The organism is Chitiniphilus eburneus, from assembly GCF_005048205.1.
GTDB lineage: Bacteria > Pseudomonadota > Gammaproteobacteria > Burkholderiales > Chitinibacteraceae > Chitiniphilus > Chitiniphilus eburneus.
In genome coordinates this window covers 18,966-39,813 of record NZ_SUMF01000006.1, presented here as the reverse complement: position 1 = coordinate 39,813, position 20,848 = coordinate 18,966, and the positions used below count along the sequence as shown (strand labels likewise).

Here is a 20,848-nt window from a genome sequence, read left to right as displayed (position 1 = left end):
AAAATTAAAAGCCTCGAATTTCGAGGCTTTTAATTTTCTAGGTTCCTGTATCTTGTTTTTATGCCTCAGGGTCGATCTACTGAATCGCTCTAGCGCAAATTGCTTTGGTCAATCCGCTAAGGAGTATACGCGTGAGTAGGGTCTGCGTCATTTTTCATCTATAGGGCTTGCGAAACATAGGGTGTCGTACTAAATATATGAATTGCAATGTTACGCTCACGAAAGAGATGAGACATATGCATGACATCCCGCGCTTTTTTGTTCCATATGTTGAGCTGCTCAATGGTATGGCATGGCAAATCAGCCAAACGATTGATGGCTTAGGGCTCGTTTCATCGCAATATTCCTCTCCATCTTCAGGGGCGCTAGCAACAACGGTATTTGATGCCGCACCAACCATAAGACTACTTCTGTTCGTCTTAACGCTTGTAATTTTACTAGTCGGGTGTCTTGTCATCACGGCAGCCTATGTCTTGGGTAGACGCAAAGGCACCTTGATATCTACGATATTGTTACTACTTCCCGGAATCCTGTCCGAAGCACACATGTGGCCTTCCATTTCACTGATGCCGCATGTGTACTATTTTGGTGGCCTAGGTACATTGGGAAATGTACGGGGTATGGTGGCAATTGTTAGTATTGCACTACTAAGTGGCTGGTCTCTTGCAATAATATCCTACGATGTGTTTAATCTAGAGGAGCGGTATCGTCTTTCCTTTGATCATCTTTGGTATGGCTCCGCGATAATTGCTGGCGTATTCTTCGTCGCGGACAACCAAGCTAATACGGACCGCGAGTCATTGAGTAAAGCCAATCGGACTAGCCGAGAGGCGAGCTCATATCTGCTTCGGCAGGCGCAAACGTACTACGCATTGTGTAGGCGTGGTTCTACTGCATCTCTTAGCTCATGCAAATGGGCAGCGAATGTGCAGCAGACGCTACTCAATTATTCAACATACGATGAAAAGCTTTATCCGACATTGGGGCCGCGAAGCACCAGAGACTTATACCCAATATACTATAAGTCGGAGAATGGTCAGAATGCCGAAGTCGCAGCGATAAGAACAGAGCTAATCGCCTACAACAAATTAGTCTGCCCGGTAAAGCACGCAGGAAACGGTTGGTCTTGGTCAACAGGCTCGCGCGGGGATTGCAAAGATACACCAGGGGAGTATGCCAGTTCTTTCCCGGAACCTTTAAATGGAAATAATCACGCGATTGAAAATTTCATTGATTACGCAATCGACAATGAGCACATTGTCCCAACATTGGTGGCCTTGACTAAAGATCAAAAAGTTCTTGCTGAGCGCGTAGAAGAGGGTGAGCGTAGTCGCCATTATCGGTGGCTATATTTCATTATTTTCTCCGCCATCGCAGGTGGAAAGATTGCGAACACTACGACGAAGCTTGTAGCAATTGATAAGCGCGATGAAAGTGAGCGCAACAGGCTTATCAGGCTTGCGGGTAGTGCCTTATCGGTTATTTCAAAGATTACTGTTCGTATAGCCGACGTCGTCTGGATGGGTGGCGTCTCGGCAGCACATCGGGCAGTGCTACTGATGCATTTGCTTCGTGCGAAGTGGTTGAAAAGACCACATCGGGAAGATGCTTCGGAGGATGGCCCCTAGTTATCGCATGCCTATACCTTTAGGGTGACTGACTCGCCTAGGGATCGATGCGGGCTCTAATAGTCTTTGGATGACGCTGGACCATCTAACGCGAGTGCGGCTGCCTAGTCGTCCAGTCCCGGCCGCATGGCCGAATTTGGCCGGCACGGCGGCTGCTGTATGCGTGAGTGAGAAATTATGCGTCGTTTTCTGCCAGAAATGAAAAATTATGTGTCGCCATCACGCGGGTGTACATGTCGTTCCTGAATGTAAGTGATTGATTTATCTCGTGTGAGAATGAAAAATTATCTGTCGCCCGACGGCCGGGCGACAGATGGTTTTTCATTTACGACGCATGATTCTTCACCCGAAGATAGATGATTTTTCATTGTGTTTTAGAAAAGGCCCCGCAAGTGCGGGGCTATTTTTTTGAAATTACAACTGGTCCAAATTTGGCAGAAAAGTTTTAAGCCGTTCAATGGTGTGTCGCCTTTTTTTGGGTTGGGTCGATTTGAAAGTTGTATCTTTATTCCCAAAACCCCCAATTTCATTGAGGGCATTCGGTTGACGCTTTCTTCCAAGCTGTCATCTAAGGTTTAGCCGGATCACGGCAGTCGGGCTCGTTAGCCGTCAAGACGTTGCTAGCACAATCCTTCCCGAAGCCCTGTCTGAACAACTTAATACCAATCCTGGCACTCCACTCAATATCCAGCCCTCATTCCTGACTTGTCTCAACGGCAAGCCGGGGAAAAGCGACTAGGCTGGTTGCCAGCGCGCGGGCTGCGCGAAGGAAGGCAAGGCATGCATGAACTCTCCCTGGCGGAAAACGTGATTCGCATCGTGGAAGCCGCCGCGCAGCAGGCGCGGGCGCGGCGCATCAGCCGGGTTCGGCTGGGCGTGGGGGCGTTGGCGCATGTCGAGGCCGAGACGCTGCAATTCTGCTGCGGGTTGGCGGCCCGGCAAACCATGCTGGCCGACGCGGTGTTCGAGGTGGAGCGGATGCCGGGGCGTGCGCATTGCAACGGTTGCGGGCAGGACGTTGCGCTGGAGCGGATCGGTCTGCCTTGCCCGCAATGCGGCGGATTCGATCTGCTGGTGACGGCCGGCGAGGAAATGCAGGTGCTGGAAATCGTCGTGGCCTGATTCTGGGATAGGCGAATCTGGCGGTCGATATCCGGTTTCAATTCGTATTGTGGGGTCGACTCGTGTCGGCGAGCTTTGCCGGTGCAAGGCGAAAGTCGGCGCTGCGAGGCCTATGGTCAATGCATCGGATCGAGCGATGCGAGGAGTTTGAAATGTGCACTACCTGCGGTTGCGGTCACGGCGAAACCACTATCAATGGCATCAGCCCGGTGCGCCGCAAGCGTGTTGCCAGCGCGGCCCATGGTTATCGCTTGCCCGGCGAGCACGAGCACGAGCACGAGCACGAGCCGGTGGCCGGGCCGCTGGGTGCGGTGCATGCGCCGGAGGTGGATCCGGAACGCACTTTGCGGCTGGAGCACGACATCCTGGCCAGCAATGATGCGTTGGCCGATCGGAACCGTGCGCGGCTGGCTGCACAAGGCATCTTTGCGCTGAATCTGGTTTCCAGCCCGGGCTCTGGCAAGACCACGTTGCTGGTGGAAACCATCCGCCACTGGCAGCAGCATACCGCCGTTGCCGTGATCGAGGGCGATCAGCAGACGGCGAACGATGCGGATCGCATCCGCGCGACCGGCGTGCCGGCGGTGCAGATCAACACTGGCAAGGGGTGCCACCTGGATGCGCACATGGTGGCACAGGCGCTGGATACCTTGCGGGGTGACGGTGCGCTGGCCTCCGACAGCCTGTTGTTGATCGAGAACGTGGGCAATCTGGTGTGCCCGGCGGCGTTCGATCTGGGTGAGGCGCACAAGGTGGCGATCCTGTCGGTGACCGAGGGTGAGGACAAGCCGCTCAAGTATCCCGATATGTTCCGCGCGGCCGATCTGATGATCCTGAGCAAGACCGATCTGTTGCCGTACCTGGATTTCGATGTCGAGGCGGCCATCCGCATGGCGCGCCAGGTACGACCCGGCTTGCCGGTGATCTGCCTGTCGGTCAAGACCGGGGCGGGGATGGATGAGTGGCTGGGCTGGCTCAAGGCCGGTTGCGGCCAGGCACAACGCGCCGCCGAGCCGCGTGAATGACCATGCAGCGCCAGCGCCTGACCGTGCGCGGGGTGGTACAGGGGGTGGGTTTCCGCCCCTTTGTGTACCGGCTGGCGCATGAGCTGGCTTTGAACGGCTGGGTGCGCAACGACGGGCGGGGGGTCACGCTGGAAGTTGAAGGCGCGCCAGCCTGTCTGGCGCAGTTCGGCCATCGTCTGCGCAGCGACGCGCCGCCGCTGGCGCGCATCGATCACCTCGATGCCATCGCCATTGCCGCAAGCCAACCGTTCGTGGACTTCCGGATTCTGCACAGCGAGATGGCGGGAAGCGAGGCGGCCATCGGTGCCGATAGCTGTATCTGCCCGGCCTGCCTCGCGGAGCTTTTCGATCCGGCCAATCGCCGTTATCGCTACGCCTTCACCAATTGCACCGACTGCGGCCCGCGCTATTCACTGGTATCGCGCCTGCCGTACGACCGGGCCAATACCAGCATGGCGCCTTTTATCCAGTGCGCGTGCTGCCAATCCGAATATGCCGATCCCATGCATCGGCGCTTTCATGCCGAGCCCAATGCCTGCCCCGATTGCGGGCCGTGCCTGCAATTGCTCGACGCGGCCGGCGTGCCGATTGCCGGCGATGCGATTGCGCAAACGCTGGCGCTGATCGGACAGGGCGGCATTGTCGCGATCAAAGGGCTGGGTGGTTTTCATCTGGTGTGCGACGCGCGCAATGCCACGGCGGTTGCCACCCTGCGGGCCCGCAAAGACCGCGAAGAAAAGCCACTGGCGGTGATGGTGGCCAATACGGCATCGCTGGCCGATCTCGCCGAGGTGGGCACGGCGGAGCGGGAGTGGCTGGAGAGCGCGGCCAGACCGATCGTGCTGCTCAAGAAAACAGCCAGTACGGACAGGCAGCTAGCGGGCATTGCACCGCAACTGGCGTCGATTGGCGCTCTGTTGCCCTATACCCCCATTCATTACCTGCTGTTTCACGAAGCCGCCGGCCGCCCGGCCGGAACGGCCTGGCTGGCGCAGCCTCAATCGCTGGCACTGGTGATGACCAGCGCCAATCCGCATGGCGAGCCGTTGGTGATCGGCAACGATGAAGCGCTGACCGAGCTGGCGGGTATCGCCGACGCGTTTTTGATTCATCAGCGCGACATCGTGATTCGCTGCGACGACAGCGTATTGCGCGTGGATGCGCAGGGCACGCCGCAATTCATCCGCCGCGCGCGCGGGTATACGCCGCGCGCCGTGCCGCTGGCGATTACCGCTGCGCCGGCCTTGGCGCTGGGCAGCTTTTTCAAGAATGCGCTGTGCCTTACCCGTGGCGACCAGGCGTTTCTATCGCAGTACATTGGCGATATGGATCGCGTTACCAATTGCCGGGCGCTGGAAGCCGCCGCCGCGCATCTGATGCATTTGCTGAACGTCCAGCCACAAATCGTCGCGCACGATAGACATCCCGATTTTTTCAGTACCCAACTGGCGCTGCGGCTGGCGGCGCAATGGCAGGTGCCCTGTATTGCCGTGCAGCACCATCACGCTCATATCGCGGCGGTCCTGGCCGAGCATCGCCTGGCTGGGCCGGTATTGGGTCTGGCACTCGATGGCGTGGGGCTGGGCGACGACGGCACGGCGTGGGGGGGCGAGCTATTGCGCGTGGATGGGGCCGATTGCCAACGGCTGGGGCACTTGCGGCCCATCGCCATGCCGGGCGCGGACCAGGCCGCGCGCGAGCCCTGGCGCATGGGGGCCGCAGCGCTGGCCATGCTGGGGCGCGGCGATGAAATTGCCACGCGTTTCGCCGCGCAAAAGGGCGCACCGCTGATCGCGCACCTGCTGGCACGCCCGCAACCGCTGACCAGCAGCATGGGGCGTTATTTCGATGCCGCAGCAGGGTTGCTCGGTATCGCGTCGGTGATGAGCTTTGACGCGCAGGCGGCGATGCAACTCGAAGGGTTGGCCGCGCAATACGGTGCCTGCCCTCCGGAAGACGATTTGTACCGCATCGATGAACGGATGCAACTGGACCTGTCGCCCCTGCTGGCGCGGTTGGCCGATTGCGGCGATCCGGCTTATGGCGCGGCGCTGTTCCATGCCGTGCTGGTCGATGCGCTGGCGAACTGGCTGGACGTGGCCGCGGCGCGGAGCGGTGTGCGCACGGTGGCGGGCGGCGGTGGGTGTTTCCTGAACGCCCTGTTGCGCGGCGGTTTGCAGGATGCCCTCGCCCGGCGTGGTCTGGCGTTCTACACCAGCCAGGGCGTGCCCTGTGGCGATGGTGGCCTGGCGTTGGGGCAGGCCTGGGTGGCGCAACGGACGGTGGCATGCGCTTGAAGTACTTTGGCTGTTGAATTTGATTAGTGTTGGAAAGGAATTCCCATGTGTCTGGCAATCCCCGCGCGCGTCACTGAATTACTCGAGGGCGATCAGGCCCGCATCGAGCTGGGCGGCGTGCACAAAGTGGTGTCGATCGCGTTGGTCGAGGAGGTCGCGGTCGGCGACTACCTGATCGTCCATGTCGGCTACGCCATCGGCAAGCTCGACCCGGAAGAGGCCGAACAGACGCTGGCGCTGTTCGCCACGATGGCCAGGGCCGATCCGACCAATCCGACTCCCTACCTGTGAGCGCCGCGATGAAATACATCGACGAATTTCGCGATGGCGAGCTGGCGCGCGGGCTGGCCAATGCGATTGCCGAGGTGGCCGATCCGGCGCGCGACTACCGGCTGATGGAGTTCTGTGGCGGGCATACGCATGCGATCTCGCGCTATGGCTTGCTCGATCTGCTGCCTGCCAATGTGCGCATGATCCACGGTCCGGGCTGTCCAGTCTGTGTGCTGCCGATCGGGCGGATCGACAGCGCGATCGCGCTGGCGACCGAGCATGACGTCATCCTGTGCACTTACGCCGATACGATGCGCGTGCCGGCGAGCGAGGGGTTGTCGCTGTTGAAGGCCAAGGCACAAGGCGCGGATATCCGCATGGTGTATTCGGCGGACGATGCGTTGCGCATCGCGCAGGACAACCCGCAACGTGAGGTCGTGTTTTTCGCCATCGGTTTCGAAACCACCACGCCGCCCACCGCGGCCATCGTCTTGCAGGCTGCGCGGCTCGAACTTGCCAAGTTCAGCGTGTTCTGCAATCACGTGCTGACTCCGGCCGCGATGGTGCACATCATGGAATCGGAACGCGACCCCGCGGCGGTGAAGATCGATGGCTTCGTCGGCCCGGCGCATGTCAGCACGGTGATCGGTTCCGCGCCATACGAGGCGTTCGTTGCGCGCTATGGGCGCCCGGTGGTGATCGCGGGGTTCGAGCCGCTGGATGTGATCCAGTCCATCCTGATGCTGGTGCAACAGATCAATGCCGGCCGTGCCGAGGTCGAAAACGAATTTACCCGTGCCGTCACGCGGGAGGGTAATCGCAAGGCCCAGGCGATCTGCGCGCAGGTATTCGAAATGCGCGATTCCTTCGATTGGCGCGGTTTGGGCGAAGTGCCTCATAGCGCATTGAAGATACGCGCCGAATACGCCCGATTCGATGCCGAATTGCGTTATGGCATTGCCTACCGGCAGGTGCCGGACCACAAGGCCTGTGAATGCGCCGCCATCCTGCGCGGCCATAAACGTCCGGCCGATTGCAAGGTATTCGGCACGGTCTGCACGCCCGACCACCCGATTGGCGCCTGCATGGTGTCGTCCGAAGGTGCTTGCGCGGCGCATTACACGTATGGGCGATTCAGGGAAACACGCTGAGGCGTCGGGTGCGATGAACGCATGCTCCGGCGCTAACTATTGAATCCACACTTTCACCACAGGCCATTCATGACGACTTATACCCGCCCCATCGATTTCAAACGTGGCCGTGTCGATATGTCCCATGGCAGCGGTGGCCGGGCGATGGCGCAATTGATCGATGAATTGTTCGTTCGTCATTTCGCCAACGACCTGCTTGCCGAGCAGGGCGATGGCGCGTGCTTTGCGCTACCGACAGGGGCCGGGCGGATGGTGATGGCCACTGACAGCCACGTGGTGTCGCCGCTGTTTTTCCCCGGCGGCGACATCGGTGCGCTGGCGGTACATGGCACGGTCAATGATGTGGCGATGATGGGCGCGCGACCCTTGTACCTGAGCGCCAGCTTTATTCTGGAAGAGGGCTACCCGCTCGCGGACCTGCTACGCATCGTCAAGTCGATGGCGCAGGCCGCGCGCGAGGTCGGCGTTGCCATCGTCACCGGCGACACCAAGGTGGTGGAGGCGGGCAAGGGCGATGGCGTGTTCATCACCACCACCGGCATTGGTCTGGTCCCGCAGGGCGTGGCCTTGAACGCCGGCCGGATCGCCGTGGGCGATCGCATCCTGGTGTCGGGCATGCTGGGCGATCACGGGGTGGCAATCATGTCGCATCGTGAGAACCTGACTTTCGAGACCACCATCCAGTCCGACACCGCCGCGCTGCACGGGTTGGTGGCGACGATGCTCGACGCCGTGCCCGACCTGCATGTGCTGCGCGACCCGACCCGGGGCGGGTTGGCCACCGTGCTGAACGAATTCGCCAAGGCCAGCGGGCACGGTATGTTGATCCATGAGAAGGCCATCCCGGTGCGTAGCGAAGTGGCTGCCGCCTGCGAGCTGCTGGGGCTGGACCCGCTTTACGTGGCCAATGAGGGCAAGCTGGTGGCGTTCTGCGCAGGGCAGGACGCCGAGACGCTGCTCGACGTGATGCGTGCGCATCCGCTGGGGCGCGATGCGGCAATCATCGGTGAGGTGATCGCCGACGAACATGCCTTCGTGCAGATGCGCACCGCGTTCGGCGGACGGCGTATGGTGGATTGGCTCAACGGCGAGCAGTTGCCGCGAATCTGCTGATGGGTTGCGCTGTAAGGGTTGCTGGCCGCACTCGCCGCAGGCGGCCCGGAAGGGTTGGCAAAAGGGGCGGGGCGGCCGATCCGGGCCGTTGATGGCCTGATGCCCGATCCGGCGGCATCGACCCTATGGGCAGTCAATGCATCGCTGCTTTTTCCCGGATAAGATCGGTTTTTTCAACATTTGCAGAGGCGCTACCCCATGCAGCAAACCAAGTTCTGGCTACCCGAATCCGATATCCCGACGCACTGGTACAACATCGTCGCGGATATGCCCAACCCGCCCGCGCCGGTGCTGGGACCGGATGGCCAGCCGATCAGCCCGGATGCGCTGTCGGCGATCTTCCCGAATGCGGTGATCGAGCAGGAAGTCAGCCGTGAACGCTGGATTCCGATTCCCGAGCCGGTGCGCGAGATCTATCAGCTCTGGCGTCCGACGGCACTGGTGCGCGCGCACCGCCTCGAAGCCGCGCTCGGTACGCCGGCGCACATCTATTACAAGTACGAAGGCGCCAGCCCGGCCGGCTCGCACAAGCTCAATTCGGCGATTGCGCAGGCGTATTACAACAAGCAGGAAGGCGTCACCCGCATGACGACCGAAACCGGCGCCGGGCAATGGGGTTGCTCGCTGGCGCTTGCCGGGGAGATGTTCGGCATCGATGTGCGTGTCTATATGGTGAAGGTGAGCTACGAGCAAAAGCCCTTCCGCCGCTCGATGATGCAGACCTGGGGCGCCAACGTATTCGCCAGCCCGAGCATGGAAACGGCCAGCGGCCGCGATGCGCTGGCCAAGGATGCCAACAACCCCGGCTCGCTGGGGCTGGCGATTGCCGAGGCGGTGGAAGAAGCCGCATCGCGTCCGGATACCAATTACGGTCTCGGTTCGGTGCTCAACCACGTGCTGCTGCACCAGACGGTGATCGGCCTGGAGGCGCAAAGGCAGTTCGCCATGGCCGGCGAGTATCCGGACATGATTTTCGCACCGTGCGGTGGCGGCTCGAACTTCGGTGGTGTGGCCTTCCCCTTCCTGGCCGACAAGGCGGCCGGCAAGAACGTGCGCCTGGTGGCGGTCGAACCCGCTTCGTGCCCCAGCCTGACGCGTGGCCATTACGCCTATGACTTCGGCGATACCGTCGGCCTCACCCCGCTGATGAAGCAGTACACGCTGGGCCACGATTTCATGCCGCCGTCGATCCACGCGGGCGGGTTGCGCTACCACGGCGCCAGCACGCTGGTCAGCCAGCTCTACCACGAAAAGCTGATCGAAGCCGTGGCGGTGCCGCAACTGTCCACCTTCGACGCCGGGGTGACCTTTGCCCGCGCGGAGGGGATCATCCCCGCGCCGGAATCCTGCCACGCGATCCGTGCCTGCATCGATGAAGCCGTGCGTTGCAAGGAGACGGGCGAGCCGAAGGTGCTGTTCTTCAACCTGTCCGGCCACGGCCATTTCGACATGGCGAGCTACGACAAGTACTTCCAGGGTGAACTCGAAGACTATGCCTACCCGGAAGAGGCCATCGTCGCGGCGCTGGCGCGGCTGCCCAAGGTGCCGGCCTGACCCGCAGGCCGGAATGCAGTTGCTGCAATGAAACAGGCCGGCATTCGCCGGCCTGTTTCATTTTGGAGCCGCTGGCAAAATCCAGCGCAGCGGTTCCGGTACTGGCAAATAGCGCGCAACGTGGACAGTACCAAGGGTACGGCCGGTGAGCAGCAAGCCGCCAGCAGGGCTTGGCGCGCGGCGCCTATTCGACCATTTCGTTCAATTTGCCCAACAGCGTTTCGATCTGTGCCGGTTTGCTCAGCATGCCGCTGATCGTCGGCAGATAGCTCTGCTTTTCGTTCAGCGAAAAGCGGAAATGCGTGAGCTGGTCGATTGCCGTCAGCAGCAGGATCGGTGTGTCGCGGATCGCCGCGTAGCGCGAATCCGGACGGTCGTCGCGGATCTGGTAGACCAGCTCGAAGCCGGCGGTGTCGGTTTCGAGCATCGCTTCGGTAATGATCGCGTCGGGCTTTTCCTGCAATGCGAGTTTGCGGCCTTCGACCGATGAATGCGCGCAACGCACCGTGTAGCCGTGTACGGCGAGTTGCTCGGCGAGGCTGTCGCACAAGGCGGAGTCTTTGTCGATCAGCAGGACTTTTTTCATTGGTATTCCTATCGGGCGGCCTTGGCGGGGCGGCAAGGCCTTTTCGGCGATGTCGCGCATGCTTGCCGTCCCCCATGTACTGTCTGTGTTTCGCGCCCCTTGCCGGAAACGCTATGTCGGGTGTGGCGAACCGTTGTTACTTCAGCAGTTCGTAGATCACGTTGCGCTTTTCCCAGGCTTCGTTGCGTTCGTACATGTCGATCGGGAACTCCATCTGCTTGAGTTCCACGGGCGCCGCCTGCTTGTCGACCAGACCAAGTGCCAGGGCGACGCCGTACAGGATGGCTTCGGGGCGCGGCGGGCAACCGGGAATGTAGTAGTTGACCGAAGAAAGCACCTTGTCGACGCCTCCGGTGACGTTATAGGTGTCGAACCAGGCGCCGCCGCCGGTGGCGCAGGAGCCGATGGCGAACACCAGTTTGGGGTTCGGAATCGCCTCGTAGGCGCGCTTGACCAGCGGCAGGGTCGGGCGGGTGACCGCGCCGGAGATCAGCATGGCATCGGCATGGCGCGGCGATGCCACCAGCTTGATGCCGAAGCGTTCCACGTCGTAGAACGGCGTCAGGATGTTCAGGATTTCGATATCGCATCCGTTGCAGGCCCCGGTGTTGCAGTGGTAGACCCAGATGGATTTCGAGAACATTTTCTTGCACAGTTTTTTCAGCATGTCCTACCCCTATTTTTCGCTCGGGCGCTGGTAGTTGTCGGACTCCTTGAGCATGTCCGGCGAGAAGGTCTCGGTGGTCTTGCGGACCATGGCGCGCTGCTCAAGGTTGTCGTAGCGGAAGCCCTTCAGGTTGATGCGGTCGATGGCGTTGGTCTTTTCCATCTCGTAGCAGCGGCCGCATCGCTGGCAGGTCATCATGAACAGCTCGAGCCGGGTGGTGATGTCTTCCTTGTTGTCGCAGGCGATCTCGAAGCTGTTGCTCATCGTGATCGCGCCTTCCGGGCACACGTCGGCGCAGCGGCCGCAATAGGTGCAGCGCGAACCGTCGTAGAGCATCACGCGCAGTTCCTGGCAGACGTCGCGGGTCAGGATGCAGCGCGACGGGCAATGGTCGGAACAGCCGCCGCAGCCGATGCACTTCTGGTGATCCCAGACCGGCTGGCCGCGCAGGTTCTTGGGAACCGGTGGGCGCTCCGCGGGGTAGTTCAGCGTGACGACCCCCGGTTTCATGACCATCAGGATCTGTTTGATTTTGCTGGTGAGCCACATGGCAGTTCTCCTTGAGGTCGTTAGAAGATCACTGCCGCGCCGATCGCGCAGAGGGCGATGACGAAGAGCACGGCGAAGTACCTGATCGCCTGGTCGATCCGGTAGCGCGGATGTGTCGCCGACAGCAGCCCGATCAGCAGGAACACCAGCGCCGTCAGCAGCATCTGTACTGCTAGGTCGGCGATGAAGTAGCCGGAGTGGATCAGCGGCACGAACATCGCGATCGGCAGATAGGCGTAGAACATCTGCTTGAGCATCATGTAGTACTTGAACAGCGCGTAATTCGGGCCGCTGTACTCGATGAACGGGCCACCCAGCAGTTCCTGCTCGGCCTCGGCGATATCGAACGGCTGGCGCGCAACGAAAGCCTGCAAGGCAAACAGGCTGACGACGATCATCACCACGCCCGGCCAGCCGAACCCGGCCGACGGTGTGCCGTAGATGACAGCGGTCAGGTCCAGGCTGCCGGTCTTGAGCACGCCCATCATCAGGATCATGAACAGGATCGGCTCGACCATGATCATGGTGGTCATTTCCCGACTGGCGCCGATCAGGGCATAGATGTTCTTGCTGGCGAAGGCGCCGAGCAGCACCGCCACGCCGCCCAGGGTGAGCAGGTAGACCAGCGAGATCGCGTCCGCGTAGGGCGTCAGCGCGGTGGCGCGGCCGGCGACCGGCAGGATGGCGATCACGCAGAGCATCGACGCGAACGCCACCAGCGGCGCCAGGCGGAACGGCAGGATGCCGGTCGAATCGATGTTTTCCTTGCCGAGCAGCTTGAGCAGGTCGTAATACGACTGCGCCAGCGGCGGCCCCTGGCGGCTTTGCACGCGCGCCATGACCCGCCGCACGATACCGTCGAAGAACGGGGCCAGCGCGAGGAACAGCACCAGGTTGGCGATGACCAGCAGGATCCCCATGAGAAGTTCGGGCATTGGGCTCATTTTTTGACTCTTTCCTGATGTTTTCTCGACATGGCGTCCAGCTCCGCCTTGGAAACCGAGCTGGCGTTGCCGGTCTGGAGATCGACCACCGCGACCCGGTCGGTGCAGGAGAAGCACGGGTCGATGCTGCCCATGACGATGGGGAAGTCGGCGAACTGCTCGTCGAGCAGCATCAGCGGGACCGCTTGCAGGTTGGTGAAGGTGGGCGCACGCACGCGCCAGCGTTCCGGACGGTTTTCTTCGCCGGTGATCACGTAGTGCACCGATTCGCCGCGCGGCGCCTCCACCACGGTGATCGCGTGGCGCTGTGCGGGGATCTTGTCCTTCATCTCGACGAAGATTTCGCCGCCCGGCATCTTGTCCAGGCACTGCCGGATGATCTTGATCGCTTCGAAGGTTTCGACGACGCGCACGACCAGGGTGGCCCACACGTCGCAACTGTCGAGCACCGGCACTTCGAACTTGACTTCGTCGTAGGCGGCATAGGGGTGATCGCGACGGGCGTCGATATCGACGCCGCGCGCGCGCGCCACCGGGCCGATCAGGTTCCAGTCGATGGCCTGCTGGCGGGTGATCGTTCCGACGCCCTTGGTCCGTTTGTGGATCGAGGTGTCCTTCTCGACGGCGCGGTAGATCACCATCAGTTCTTCCTCGATCTTCTTGACGACGGTGAGGATGTCCTGGGCGATTTCCGGCGTGATGTCGCGGCGGACGCCGCCGACAAGGATCATGCCGTAGGTCTTGCGGTTGCCGGTCAGGCGCTCGCACAGCCACATGATCTGCTCGCGTACGCGCCACGCCTGCATGAATACGGTGTCGAAGCCGATCAGGTGCCCGGCCACCCCCAGCCATAGCAGGTTGGAGTGGATGCGCTCGATTTCGAGCATCAGCGTGCGGATGAACTCGGCGCGGCGCGGAATGACGAGGCCGGCGGCGGATTCGACCGCCTGCGAAAAGGCGGTGGCGTGTACCGAGCCGCAAATGCCGCAGATGCGCTCCGCAATGAACGGCACCTCGTTGTAGCTGACCTGGGTCTGGCACAGCTTCTCGATGCCGCGATGGGTCATGAAGCCGCGGTAGTCGCAGCCCTTGATGGTTTCGCCATCCACGTACACGGCGAAGTGCTCTGGCTCGTGCAGGCTGGGATGGAACGGGCCGACCGGGACGATCTTGGTGCCCGGTGGTGCTTCGTCGAGCTGGTAGGCCACGTCTTCGGCGCCCTGCGGTACCAGGTCGTGCGGCACGTCCTTGCGCAAGGGGTAGATGCCTTCCGGCCAGTCATCGGCCAGCACCAGCTTTTTCGGCTTGGGATGGCCGGCAAACCGCAGGCCGAGCAGGTCGGTGACTTCGCGCTCGGACCAGCCGGCGGAGGGCAGGTCGGGCGTGATCGATTCGATCACCGGATCGTCGACCGGCGCGGCGGTGCGGCAGCAGACGAACTGGTTGCGGTCGTCGAGGGCGAAGGTATGCACCATCGCCAGCGTGCCGTCGCGATCGATGTTGTCGTAGCCCACGCTGCACAGATAACGGGCACCGACGCCGCAGATGATCTGGGTCGCCTCGCGGAAACCGGCGCGCTTGACGTCGACGAAGATGGTCCGCTCGTCGGTCTTCTCGACGCAGACCACGTCGTCACGCAGGCGCGCAATCAACTTTGCTTCTAGTTCTTTTCTCATGTTTCAACCCCAGGAATTCTTGGTCAATCAGGCGCCACGCACATTGCCACCCGTCCACTTCGTGAACTTTTTGAAGGCGTCGAAGATGTGGCTGCTCAGGTAACGGTTGGCGCTGTTGAGTGTCTGGTAGCCGCACAGCCAGACCGGTGCGGTGCGCTCCTCGGCGCCACCGGCCTTGCGCAGCCAGAGCGCGAACAGCAGGGCGACGACCAGCATGGCGATCATCACCAGCGGCAGTGAGAACGCCACGGGCGAATCGCCCAGCCGGAAGGTGACGCCGGCATACGATTGCGCCAGCGACGAGAGCATTTCCGGCGTGCCCAGCACCCGGGTCATCGCGCTTTCGGAGGTCGCGAGCACGCGGCCGAAAAGCTGGACGAACAGGAAGGGGAAGAGGCCCTGCACCAGGCAGACGGCAGCCAGCAGCAGCTTGGGGGCGAGCATGCTGGCGCTCACTTCGTGGATGTCGTTCTTCTCGTTCCATTCCACGCCCACCGACGTGAAGGTCATGCCGTAGAACTTGACGTAGGTCGCCAGGGTCATGGCGCTGGTGACGAGCGCGATGATGCCGAAGATGACAAAGATGCCCACGGCCTTGCCGGACAGCAGCGCCGAGCCGACGATGGCCCACTTGCTGGTGAAGCCGGAGAAGGCCGGAACACCCGACACGGCGATGGCCGCGATACCGGCGACGACCGCGGTCACCGGCATCAGGCCGAACAGGCCGCCGAGCTTGTCTAGATCCTTGGTGCCGGTGGTGTACTGGACGCTGCCGGTGCACAGGAACAACAGGCCCTTGAACACCGCGTGGTTCAGCGTATGGCAGAGCGCGCCGAAGAGGGCCAGCAGCGCCAGCGCGTGCAGGCCGACCTCCGGGCCGAGGAAGTAACGGGCGCAGCCGATGGCCATGATGATGTAGCCGATCTGGCCGATGGAGCTATAGGCATGCAGCCGCTTGGCATCCACCTGCTTGACGGCCTGCGAGGTGCCGATGAACAACGTCACCACGCCGACCAGCGCGACCACCATGCCCCAGTGCTGTAGCTCTTGCGTCGGCATGTTGTCCGGCGTCATCCAGAACAGCGTGCGCAGGATGCCGTAGATACCGGTCTTGATCATCACGCCCGACAGCATCGCGCTGATCGGGGAGGGGGCGACCGAGTGGGCATCCGGCAGCCAGAGCTGACCCAGCGGGAACATGCCGGCCTTCATGCCGAAGCCGAGCAGCGTCAGCGCCAGCAGCAGCGTGCGCAGGCCCGGATCGACCAGGCCGAGCTGCCCGGCGATCTGGTGCAGCGAGGAGCCCCAGGTACAGCCCGGCACCATCAGTCCGACCGCGAGGATGGCGACCCAGGCCAGCTCCATCAGGAGCAGGTATTTGTTGGCGCTGCGGACGATGACCTTGTCATGGTGATCGAAGCGGATCAGGAAGAACGACGCGATCGTCATCATCTGCCAGGCGATGGTGAAGCCGGTGGTCAGGTCGTCCACCGTCACGATGCCGATCATGCCGGCGACGAAGACCGGGTAGCAGAAGAAAAAGCCGCGCAGGCTGTAGTGGCGGTAATGATCCATTTCCATGTAGCCGACGCAGTAGAAGGCCGTGACGGCGGCCATCAGCGAAATCAGCGCCATGAACACGGCGGAAACGCCGTCGATCATGAGGGGAACGGCCCAGCCACCAAGGTGCAGATCGAAGGTTGCGGGGGCGGCGGCGCCGGTCAGCACCTGGCAGGCGACGCCGGTGAAGATCACCCCGGCGACAAGGCAGACCACGAAGTTCAGCCCGCCCGCGAGTTTCCGGTGCCTGGCGAAGAGGGGGATGACGATGGCGGATGCCACCAGCAGCAGCACCCCCATCATCAGGCCGTTATAAATGTTGAAATCCATCTTCAATTACTCCTTGCGATTCGCCCGAGAACCAGGTCGATCACTGTTTCGGCGCTATCCAGAATTGCGCTGCTTACCGTTGTTCCGAAATCGATGTCCTGCGCGGCGATCCCGAGCAGATAAACCTGCTTGCCATGCTGTTCGAACAGGCTGGCGGCCATGGAGAGGGCCAGCTTGTGGGTGGAATACCCGCCGCCGACCTCCATCTCCGTCAGCTTGCCCAGCACCAGCGAGCCGGTTTCGCCACCGGTGCCCTGCACCGCGTCGATCACCAGCACGTTGTGGGCGGCGCTTTCGGCGATCCGGAACACATGGTTTTCGATGACGTCTTCCGCATTGACGACAAAGTGCCCGCTGGTGGCCGGCAACTCGGCCTCGAGCCGGTCGGCGATGAGGGCGCCGACTGCGTCGTCGTTGCGCAGCATGTTGCCGACGCCGACGATGCACGTCGGGTGCGACAGGATCTGTGCGAGGTCGCGCGCGAAGGTCATATCTGCTCGCCCAGGGTCTTGATCTGGCGATAGGTGTAGACCGGGCCATCGGTACAGACGAGCGTGCGGCCGATGGCGCAGTGCTGGCATTTGCCGATGCCGCATTTCATCTGCCGTTCCAGCGTCGAGACGATGGCGTCCTCGCTCATGCCGCGCTTGAGGAACTCGCCGATGACGCTGTTGAACATGACGGGCGGGCCGCAGACGAAGGCGACGCTGTTGTCGATCGGCACGTTGGCCTTGTCGATCAACTGGTGCACGTAGCCGACTTCGCCATCCCAGCCCGCCTCCGGGCGGTCGATGGTGATGAAGGTCTCGAAGCCGGCGTTCTGCTTCCAGATCTGGATATCGGGCTGGTACATCAGGTCGCGCGAGCTGCGGGCGCCGTAGAGCAGGATGATGCGGCCGAAGTCTTCCCGATGTTGCAGGGCATGGACGATCGAGCTGCGCAGCGGGATCAGGCCGATGCCGCCCGCCACGTAGATGATGTTCTTGCCCTTGATTTCCTCGAAGGGAAAGCCGTTGCCGAAGGGGCCGCGCACGCCCAGCTTGTCGCCCGGTTTCAGCGCATGCAGTGCATGGGTGACCTTGCCGACGGCGCGCACCGAGATGTGGAAGCGGTCGTTCTCGGGGCTGGGGGGCAACGACACGGCGAATTCGCCGGCGCCGAACACCGTGCACATGATGAACTGGCCCGATTTGATGCGGAATTCGCGCTCGACATCCTTGTTCAGGAAGGACATGTAGAACGTCTTGACCTCGGGCGCCTCGTCCCGGATCTCATCGATATTGACGACCTCCGGAAAAGTGACGATCGGGCAAAGGCCGGTCGGTTTGCAATTTCCGTGGGCATGGCTGCCGTGGCAGTTGGACATTGAACGCTCCCCTTATTCTGTAATTTCGCGGCGAATGTACTGAACGACATTCGGCAGCCCGATATCGCCCGGGCAGACCCACTGGCAGCGGCCACAGCCGACGCATCCGGGGCGCAGGTATTTCTTCGATTGGGGATACGAGAGCTTGCAGAAAAAGCGCTTGTTGCGACGATCCTCCACCGGCTGGCGCGGATTGTGGTCGCCGGCCATGCGCGCATAGCCCTCGAAGGAACAGGAATCGTGAGTGCGCAACCGTTCGCATTCGCCGTCGCACATCCTGGCGTCCTCGACGTTGAAGCAACTACAGGTCGGGCAGACGAAGGAACAGGCGCCGCATTCGAAGCACTGATCGCCGATGTATTCCCAGGTCTCGCTCTTGACGAAGCCGGTGGTGATCCGGTTCATCACGCGGGCAACCCAGGCCTTGTTGTCGGTGGCCATTTCCGGGAACAGGTCGATGCAGCGATCGACCACCGCCTTCTGTTCGGACAGGTGATGCGCCTGCGCTGGCTTCCAGTCGTGCGCATCGGCCAGCGCCTGGCCCTTTTCGCTACCGACCTTGACCAGGTAGCCATCCTGCAATTTGGTCAGGTCGAGATCGTAGCCTTCGTCGGCATCGGGGCCGGAGTGCGTGCAGACACAGAAACACTGCGGAAAGGGATTCAGGCAGGTGTTGCTGATGAGCAGGCACTGGCGGCGATGAGTCAGGTAAACATCGTCAACGAATTCCTGGCCGAGAAAGAAGCGGTCGAGTACCTGGATGCCCGACAGATCGCAAGGCCGCAGGCCAAACAGCACTTTCGGCTTTTCGACATACGGTTTGGCCATTTCGACGTTTTGCGTCTCGGCATCGTATTTGTATTTGAGTACCTGCTCCATTTGCGGGAACAGGATTTCCTTCACCGGCATCGACGGAATCGGGGCTTCCAGATTCAGTGCATCGACATCGCCAAGCTGGTCGAAAAACACCTGCTGGGTTTGCGGGTCGACCTGCGGGCCGTAGACATCGTGAGAAGCGCGAAGCTCTTCGGCCAGTTGCTTGATCTCATGTGAAGACAGGATGTACATGGACATGGTGAGCGCCTCGCTGTTCAGGCTTCTTGGATTTTGATGGGAATCACGCTTTCCTCGCCGGCCGCATACGCGTTCTCGTAAGGGATCAGGAAATCGGAAATCATGTTCTTGATGAAATACGGGATATAAGCGGTGCCGTTCTGCACATCCGGCGATATCTTCACGGCGATCTTCATGCAGGTGCCGGTGCTGGAGCAGACGTTCACCAGCCACTTGTCACGCACCTTCAGGTGCGCGGCGTCTTCCGGGGAAATCTCGATATAGCCTTGCGGATACAGCCATAGCGTCTGGTCGTATTCCCGGCGCGGCACGATGGTCTTGCGCATCAGATTGTTCTGGTGCCAATAGTGCTGCGCCTTGCCGATCATCAGCGCAAACGGGAATTCCGGCGTGGTCGGCGATTCCCAGTATTCGATGTTGATTGCGTTGAATTTACGCTGGCGCGAATTGGGGAATGCCTTGGGGTTCCAGTGCTGGCCGAATCCCTTGCTCAATTGCGCATGGCTCAGGTCGGCATATCCGGGAACGGTGGCCGCGATATCGGCAAACACCCCGGCGGCATCCTGGTAACCCCAGGATTGCCCCATTTTTCCGGCGATCTGCTGGAACAGCGCCCAGCCCGGCAGCACGCCGTGCGGGTTGTCGACATTCTTGTGGGTGATCTGGACACGCCGGTCGGCTGCGGTGTAGGTGCCGTCGGTTTCGTTGTACGCCGGCAATGGGAAGACCACCTGCGCCAGATCCATGAAGGCGTTCTTGTAGGCACAGGCGTACGCGACGAAATCCAGCCTGGAGATGCGCTCCTTGTCGCGAATGATGCCGTCGTCGTGATCGACCACGAACAGTGCGCGAATGGGCGAATCGGGTTCGGCCAGCGCCTTGAACACGCTGTTGCCGGGCTCGCCTGAAACGCCCATGTCGAAGCTGCCCTGCAGATTGCTGATGCCCGCGACCGGAATCACGGCCGAATCCTCGTGATCCATGCGGTCGGTGAGCAGCGCCAGGTTGGTGATCGCGTCGATGGTCGGCCGGTCGAGGCCGGAAATGCCGCTGGAGAACAGGAAGACGATGGACCGGGCCTGTTCCAGGAACTTGGCTTCCTCCTCGATATCCTCGTAGCGGATGCCACTGGCGCGCTCGAGAGCCACGGAAGAGATGCTGCGCAGCGATGCGACGTACTCGGGATAGCCGGGCATCTGGTCCACATCCGCCCGGCGCTCGCGATTGGCGGTGCGGATGGCGAGCAGGGCCTTGGCCAGCGCGTTGACCAGCAACCCCTTGGTGCCGGGCTTTTGCCGGAAATGCCGCGTCGATAGCTTGGCGATCTGGGTATGGGAGCTGGACAGTGTCACCACGCGCGCACCGCGCCGCTGGGCGGCATGGATGTTGCCGCCGATGATCGGGTTCTGGCGGGTGATGTCGGTACCGATCACCAGGATGTAGTCGGCCTTGTCGATGCTGGTCAGGCTGCCGTGGGCTCCGGGGTAACCGAAAGCGTGCTCGAGCGCGGCCATGCTCTTGCGATGCCCGGCTTCGGCGCCGATGCCCTGGATACGGGTGCCGAACACCTGGTGCGCCAGCCGGCCAAGGGTAAAGCCATCCTCGTTCGACGAGCGGGCCGAGGCGAGAATGCCGATTTCGCCTGCCGCGCCGTCGAACTGCTTCATGCGCTCGACGACGAGGGCGATCGCTTCGTCGTAGCTGGCCTCACGCAGTTGCCCGTTCTCGCGGATCATTGGCTGCGTGATCCGGTCGTTGGTACTCAGCAGTTCGTTGGAATGCCACCCCCGGATACAGAGCTTGCCCTTGCTGACCGGGTGGGCGATGAGCGGCGCCACGCCAAAGACTTTCTTGCCGTCCGTCTTCAGGAACTGTCCGCACCCCGTGCCACAGAGATTGCACACGCACGCCTTGTAGTTCATGAGTTTCATAAGTC

The 20,848-nt window shown here is 61.5% G+C and carries 18 protein-coding genes; 8 read left to right on the top strand and 10 right to left on the bottom strand.

Going from position 1 to position 20,848, the window contains the following annotated elements:
• The first annotated feature begins 236 nt into the window (after positions 1-236).
• The 8 genes from FAZ21_RS07990 to FAZ21_RS07955 all read left to right on the top strand — a co-directional run bounded on the left by FAZ21_RS07990 (position 237) and on the right by FAZ21_RS07955 (position 10,160).
• Positions 237-1,628 carry a hypothetical protein gene (locus tag FAZ21_RS07990; protein WP_136772744.1) on the top strand — a complete coding sequence of 464 codons (1,392 nt, stop codon included), beginning with the start codon at positions 237-239 and terminating at the stop codon, positions 1,626-1,628.
• 780 nt (positions 1,629-2,408) lie between these two features.
• A complete protein-coding gene (gene hypA / locus FAZ21_RS07985) occupies positions 2,409-2,750 on the top strand; it encodes a hydrogenase maturation nickel metallochaperone HypA (RefSeq protein ID WP_136772743.1) in 342 nt (113 codons plus the stop codon).
• 152 nt (positions 2,751-2,902) lie between these two features.
• Entirely contained in the window at positions 2,903-3,775 is an 873-nt protein-coding gene (hypB, locus tag FAZ21_RS07980; protein WP_136772742.1) for a hydrogenase nickel incorporation protein HypB, read from the top strand.
• Positions 3,772-6,072, top strand: a complete 2,301-nt coding sequence (gene hypF / locus FAZ21_RS07975) for a carbamoyltransferase HypF (RefSeq protein WP_136772741.1) — start codon at positions 3,772-3,774, stop codon at positions 6,070-6,072. The genes hypB and hypF overlap by 4 nt, the downstream gene beginning before the upstream one ends.
• A 45-nt stretch (positions 6,073-6,117) precedes the next feature.
• Positions 6,118-6,363: a HypC/HybG/HupF family hydrogenase formation chaperone gene (locus FAZ21_RS07970; RefSeq protein ID WP_136772740.1), complete on the top strand. Its 246-nt coding sequence runs from the start codon at positions 6,118-6,120 to the stop codon at positions 6,361-6,363.
• 8 nt (positions 6,364-6,371) lie between these two features.
• Positions 6,372-7,493 carry a hydrogenase formation protein HypD gene (gene hypD / locus FAZ21_RS07965; protein ID WP_136772739.1) on the top strand — a complete coding sequence of 374 codons (1,122 nt, stop codon included), beginning with the start codon at positions 6,372-6,374 and terminating at the stop codon, positions 7,491-7,493.
• 69 nt (positions 7,494-7,562) lie between these two features.
• On the top strand, positions 7,563-8,606 hold the full coding sequence (hypE, locus tag FAZ21_RS07960) for a hydrogenase expression/formation protein HypE (RefSeq protein WP_136772738.1): 1,044 nt from the start codon (positions 7,563-7,565) through the stop codon (positions 8,604-8,606).
• A gap of 198 nt (positions 8,607-8,804) precedes the next feature.
• A complete protein-coding gene (locus FAZ21_RS07955) occupies positions 8,805-10,160 on the top strand; it encodes a TrpB-like pyridoxal phosphate-dependent enzyme (RefSeq protein ID WP_136772737.1) in 1,356 nt (451 codons plus the stop codon).
• A gap of 184 nt (positions 10,161-10,344) precedes the next feature.
• On the opposite strand, the gene FAZ21_RS07950 is transcribed toward FAZ21_RS07955, so the two are convergent.
• The 10 genes from FAZ21_RS07950 to FAZ21_RS07905 all read right to left on the bottom strand — a co-directional run bounded on the left by FAZ21_RS07950 (position 10,345) and on the right by FAZ21_RS07905 (position 20,843).
• On the bottom strand, positions 10,345-10,746 hold the full coding sequence (locus FAZ21_RS07950) for a response regulator transcription factor (RefSeq protein ID WP_136772736.1): 402 nt from the start codon (positions 10,744-10,746) through the stop codon (positions 10,345-10,347).
• A 136-nt stretch (positions 10,747-10,882) separates the two neighbouring features.
• On the bottom strand, positions 10,883-11,413 hold the full coding sequence (locus FAZ21_RS07945) for an NADH-quinone oxidoreductase subunit B family protein (protein ID WP_136772735.1): 531 nt from the start codon (positions 11,411-11,413) through the stop codon (positions 10,883-10,885).
• Positions 11,414-11,422: 9 nt separating this feature from the next.
• Positions 11,423-11,962, bottom strand: a complete 540-nt coding sequence (locus FAZ21_RS07940) for a 4Fe-4S binding protein (RefSeq protein WP_136772734.1) — start codon at positions 11,960-11,962, stop codon at positions 11,423-11,425.
• 20 nt (positions 11,963-11,982) lie between these two features.
• The gene (locus FAZ21_RS07935; protein WP_246038551.1) at positions 11,983-12,897 is read right to left on the bottom strand and encodes a respiratory chain complex I subunit 1 family protein; all 915 of its coding nucleotides are present in this window, start codon (positions 12,895-12,897) and stop codon (positions 11,983-11,985) included.
• 5 nt (positions 12,898-12,902) lie between these two features.
• Positions 12,903-14,582, bottom strand: coding sequence for a hydrogenase large subunit (locus tag FAZ21_RS07930; protein WP_169307305.1), 1,680 nt, complete (start codon positions 14,580-14,582; stop codon positions 12,903-12,905).
• Between the two features lie 27 nt (positions 14,583-14,609).
• Positions 14,610-16,472 carry a proton-conducting transporter transmembrane domain-containing protein gene (locus FAZ21_RS07925; protein ID WP_136772732.1) on the bottom strand — a complete coding sequence of 621 codons (1,863 nt, stop codon included), beginning with the start codon at positions 16,470-16,472 and terminating at the stop codon, positions 14,610-14,612.
• Positions 16,473-16,474: 2 nt separating this feature from the next.
• On the bottom strand, positions 16,475-16,963 hold the full coding sequence (locus FAZ21_RS07920) for a hydrogenase maturation protease (RefSeq protein ID WP_136772731.1): 489 nt from the start codon (positions 16,961-16,963) through the stop codon (positions 16,475-16,477).
• On the bottom strand, positions 16,960-17,838 hold the full coding sequence (locus tag FAZ21_RS07915; protein ID WP_136772730.1) for an FAD/NAD(P)-binding protein: 879 nt from the start codon (positions 17,836-17,838) through the stop codon (positions 16,960-16,962). The genes FAZ21_RS07920 and FAZ21_RS07915 overlap by 4 nt, the downstream gene beginning before the upstream one ends.
• A gap of 12 nt (positions 17,839-17,850) precedes the next feature.
• Positions 17,851-18,912: a 4Fe-4S dicluster domain-containing protein gene (locus FAZ21_RS07910; RefSeq protein WP_246038549.1), complete on the bottom strand. Its 1,062-nt coding sequence runs from the start codon at positions 18,910-18,912 to the stop codon at positions 17,851-17,853.
• Positions 18,913-18,929: 17 nt separating this feature from the next.
• Positions 18,930-20,843 (bottom strand): molybdopterin oxidoreductase family protein, encoded by a 1,914-nt coding sequence (locus FAZ21_RS07905; protein WP_246038547.1) that lies wholly within the window; start codon positions 20,841-20,843, stop codon positions 18,930-18,932.
• Between the last annotated feature and the right edge of the window lie 5 nt (positions 20,844-20,848).

Bases quoted from the DNA above. Each gene is read 5' to 3' on its own strand.
- FAZ21_RS07990 (WP_136772744.1), top strand. From the start codon at position 237: ATGCATGACATCCCGCGCTTTTTTGTTCCATATGTTGAGCTGCTCAAT.
- hypA (WP_136772743.1), top strand. From the start codon at position 2,409: ATGCATGAACTCTCCCTGGCGGAAAACGTGATTCGCATCGTGGAAGCC.
- hypB (WP_136772742.1), top strand. From the start codon at position 2,903: ATGTGCACTACCTGCGGTTGCGGTCACGGCGAAACCACTATCAATGGC.
- hypF (WP_136772741.1), top strand. From the start codon at position 3,772: ATGACCATGCAGCGCCAGCGCCTGACCGTGCGCGGGGTGGTACAGGGG.
- FAZ21_RS07970 (WP_136772740.1), top strand. From the start codon at position 6,118: ATGTGTCTGGCAATCCCCGCGCGCGTCACTGAATTACTCGAGGGCGAT.
- hypD (WP_136772739.1), top strand. From the start codon at position 6,372: ATGAAATACATCGACGAATTTCGCGATGGCGAGCTGGCGCGCGGGCTG.
- hypE (WP_136772738.1), top strand. From the start codon at position 7,563: ATGACGACTTATACCCGCCCCATCGATTTCAAACGTGGCCGTGTCGAT.
- FAZ21_RS07955 (WP_136772737.1), top strand. From the start codon at position 8,805: ATGCAGCAAACCAAGTTCTGGCTACCCGAATCCGATATCCCGACGCAC.
- FAZ21_RS07950 (WP_136772736.1), bottom strand. From the start codon at position 10,746: ATGAAAAAAGTCCTGCTGATCGACAAAGACTCCGCCTTGTGCGACAGC.
- FAZ21_RS07945 (WP_136772735.1), bottom strand. From the start codon at position 11,413: ATGCTGAAAAAACTGTGCAAGAAAATGTTCTCGAAATCCATCTGGGTC.
- FAZ21_RS07940 (WP_136772734.1), bottom strand. From the start codon at position 11,962: ATGTGGCTCACCAGCAAAATCAAACAGATCCTGATGGTCATGAAACCG.
- FAZ21_RS07935 (WP_246038551.1), bottom strand. From the start codon at position 12,897: ATGCCCGAACTTCTCATGGGGATCCTGCTGGTCATCGCCAACCTGGTG.
- FAZ21_RS07930 (WP_169307305.1), bottom strand. From the start codon at position 14,582: ATGAGAAAAGAACTAGAAGCAAAGTTGATTGCGCGCCTGCGTGACGAC.
- FAZ21_RS07925 (WP_136772732.1), bottom strand. From the start codon at position 16,472: ATGGATTTCAACATTTATAACGGCCTGATGATGGGGGTGCTGCTGCTG.
- FAZ21_RS07920 (WP_136772731.1), bottom strand. From the start codon at position 16,963: ATGACCTTCGCGCGCGACCTCGCACAGATCCTGTCGCACCCGACGTGC.
- FAZ21_RS07915 (WP_136772730.1), bottom strand. From the start codon at position 17,838: ATGTCCAACTGCCACGGCAGCCATGCCCACGGAAATTGCAAACCGACC.
- FAZ21_RS07910 (WP_246038549.1), bottom strand. From the start codon at position 18,912: ATGTCCATGTACATCCTGTCTTCACATGAGATCAAGCAACTGGCCGAA.
- FAZ21_RS07905 (WP_246038547.1), bottom strand. From the start codon at position 20,843: ATGAAACTCATGAACTACAAGGCGTGCGTGTGCAATCTCTGTGGCACG.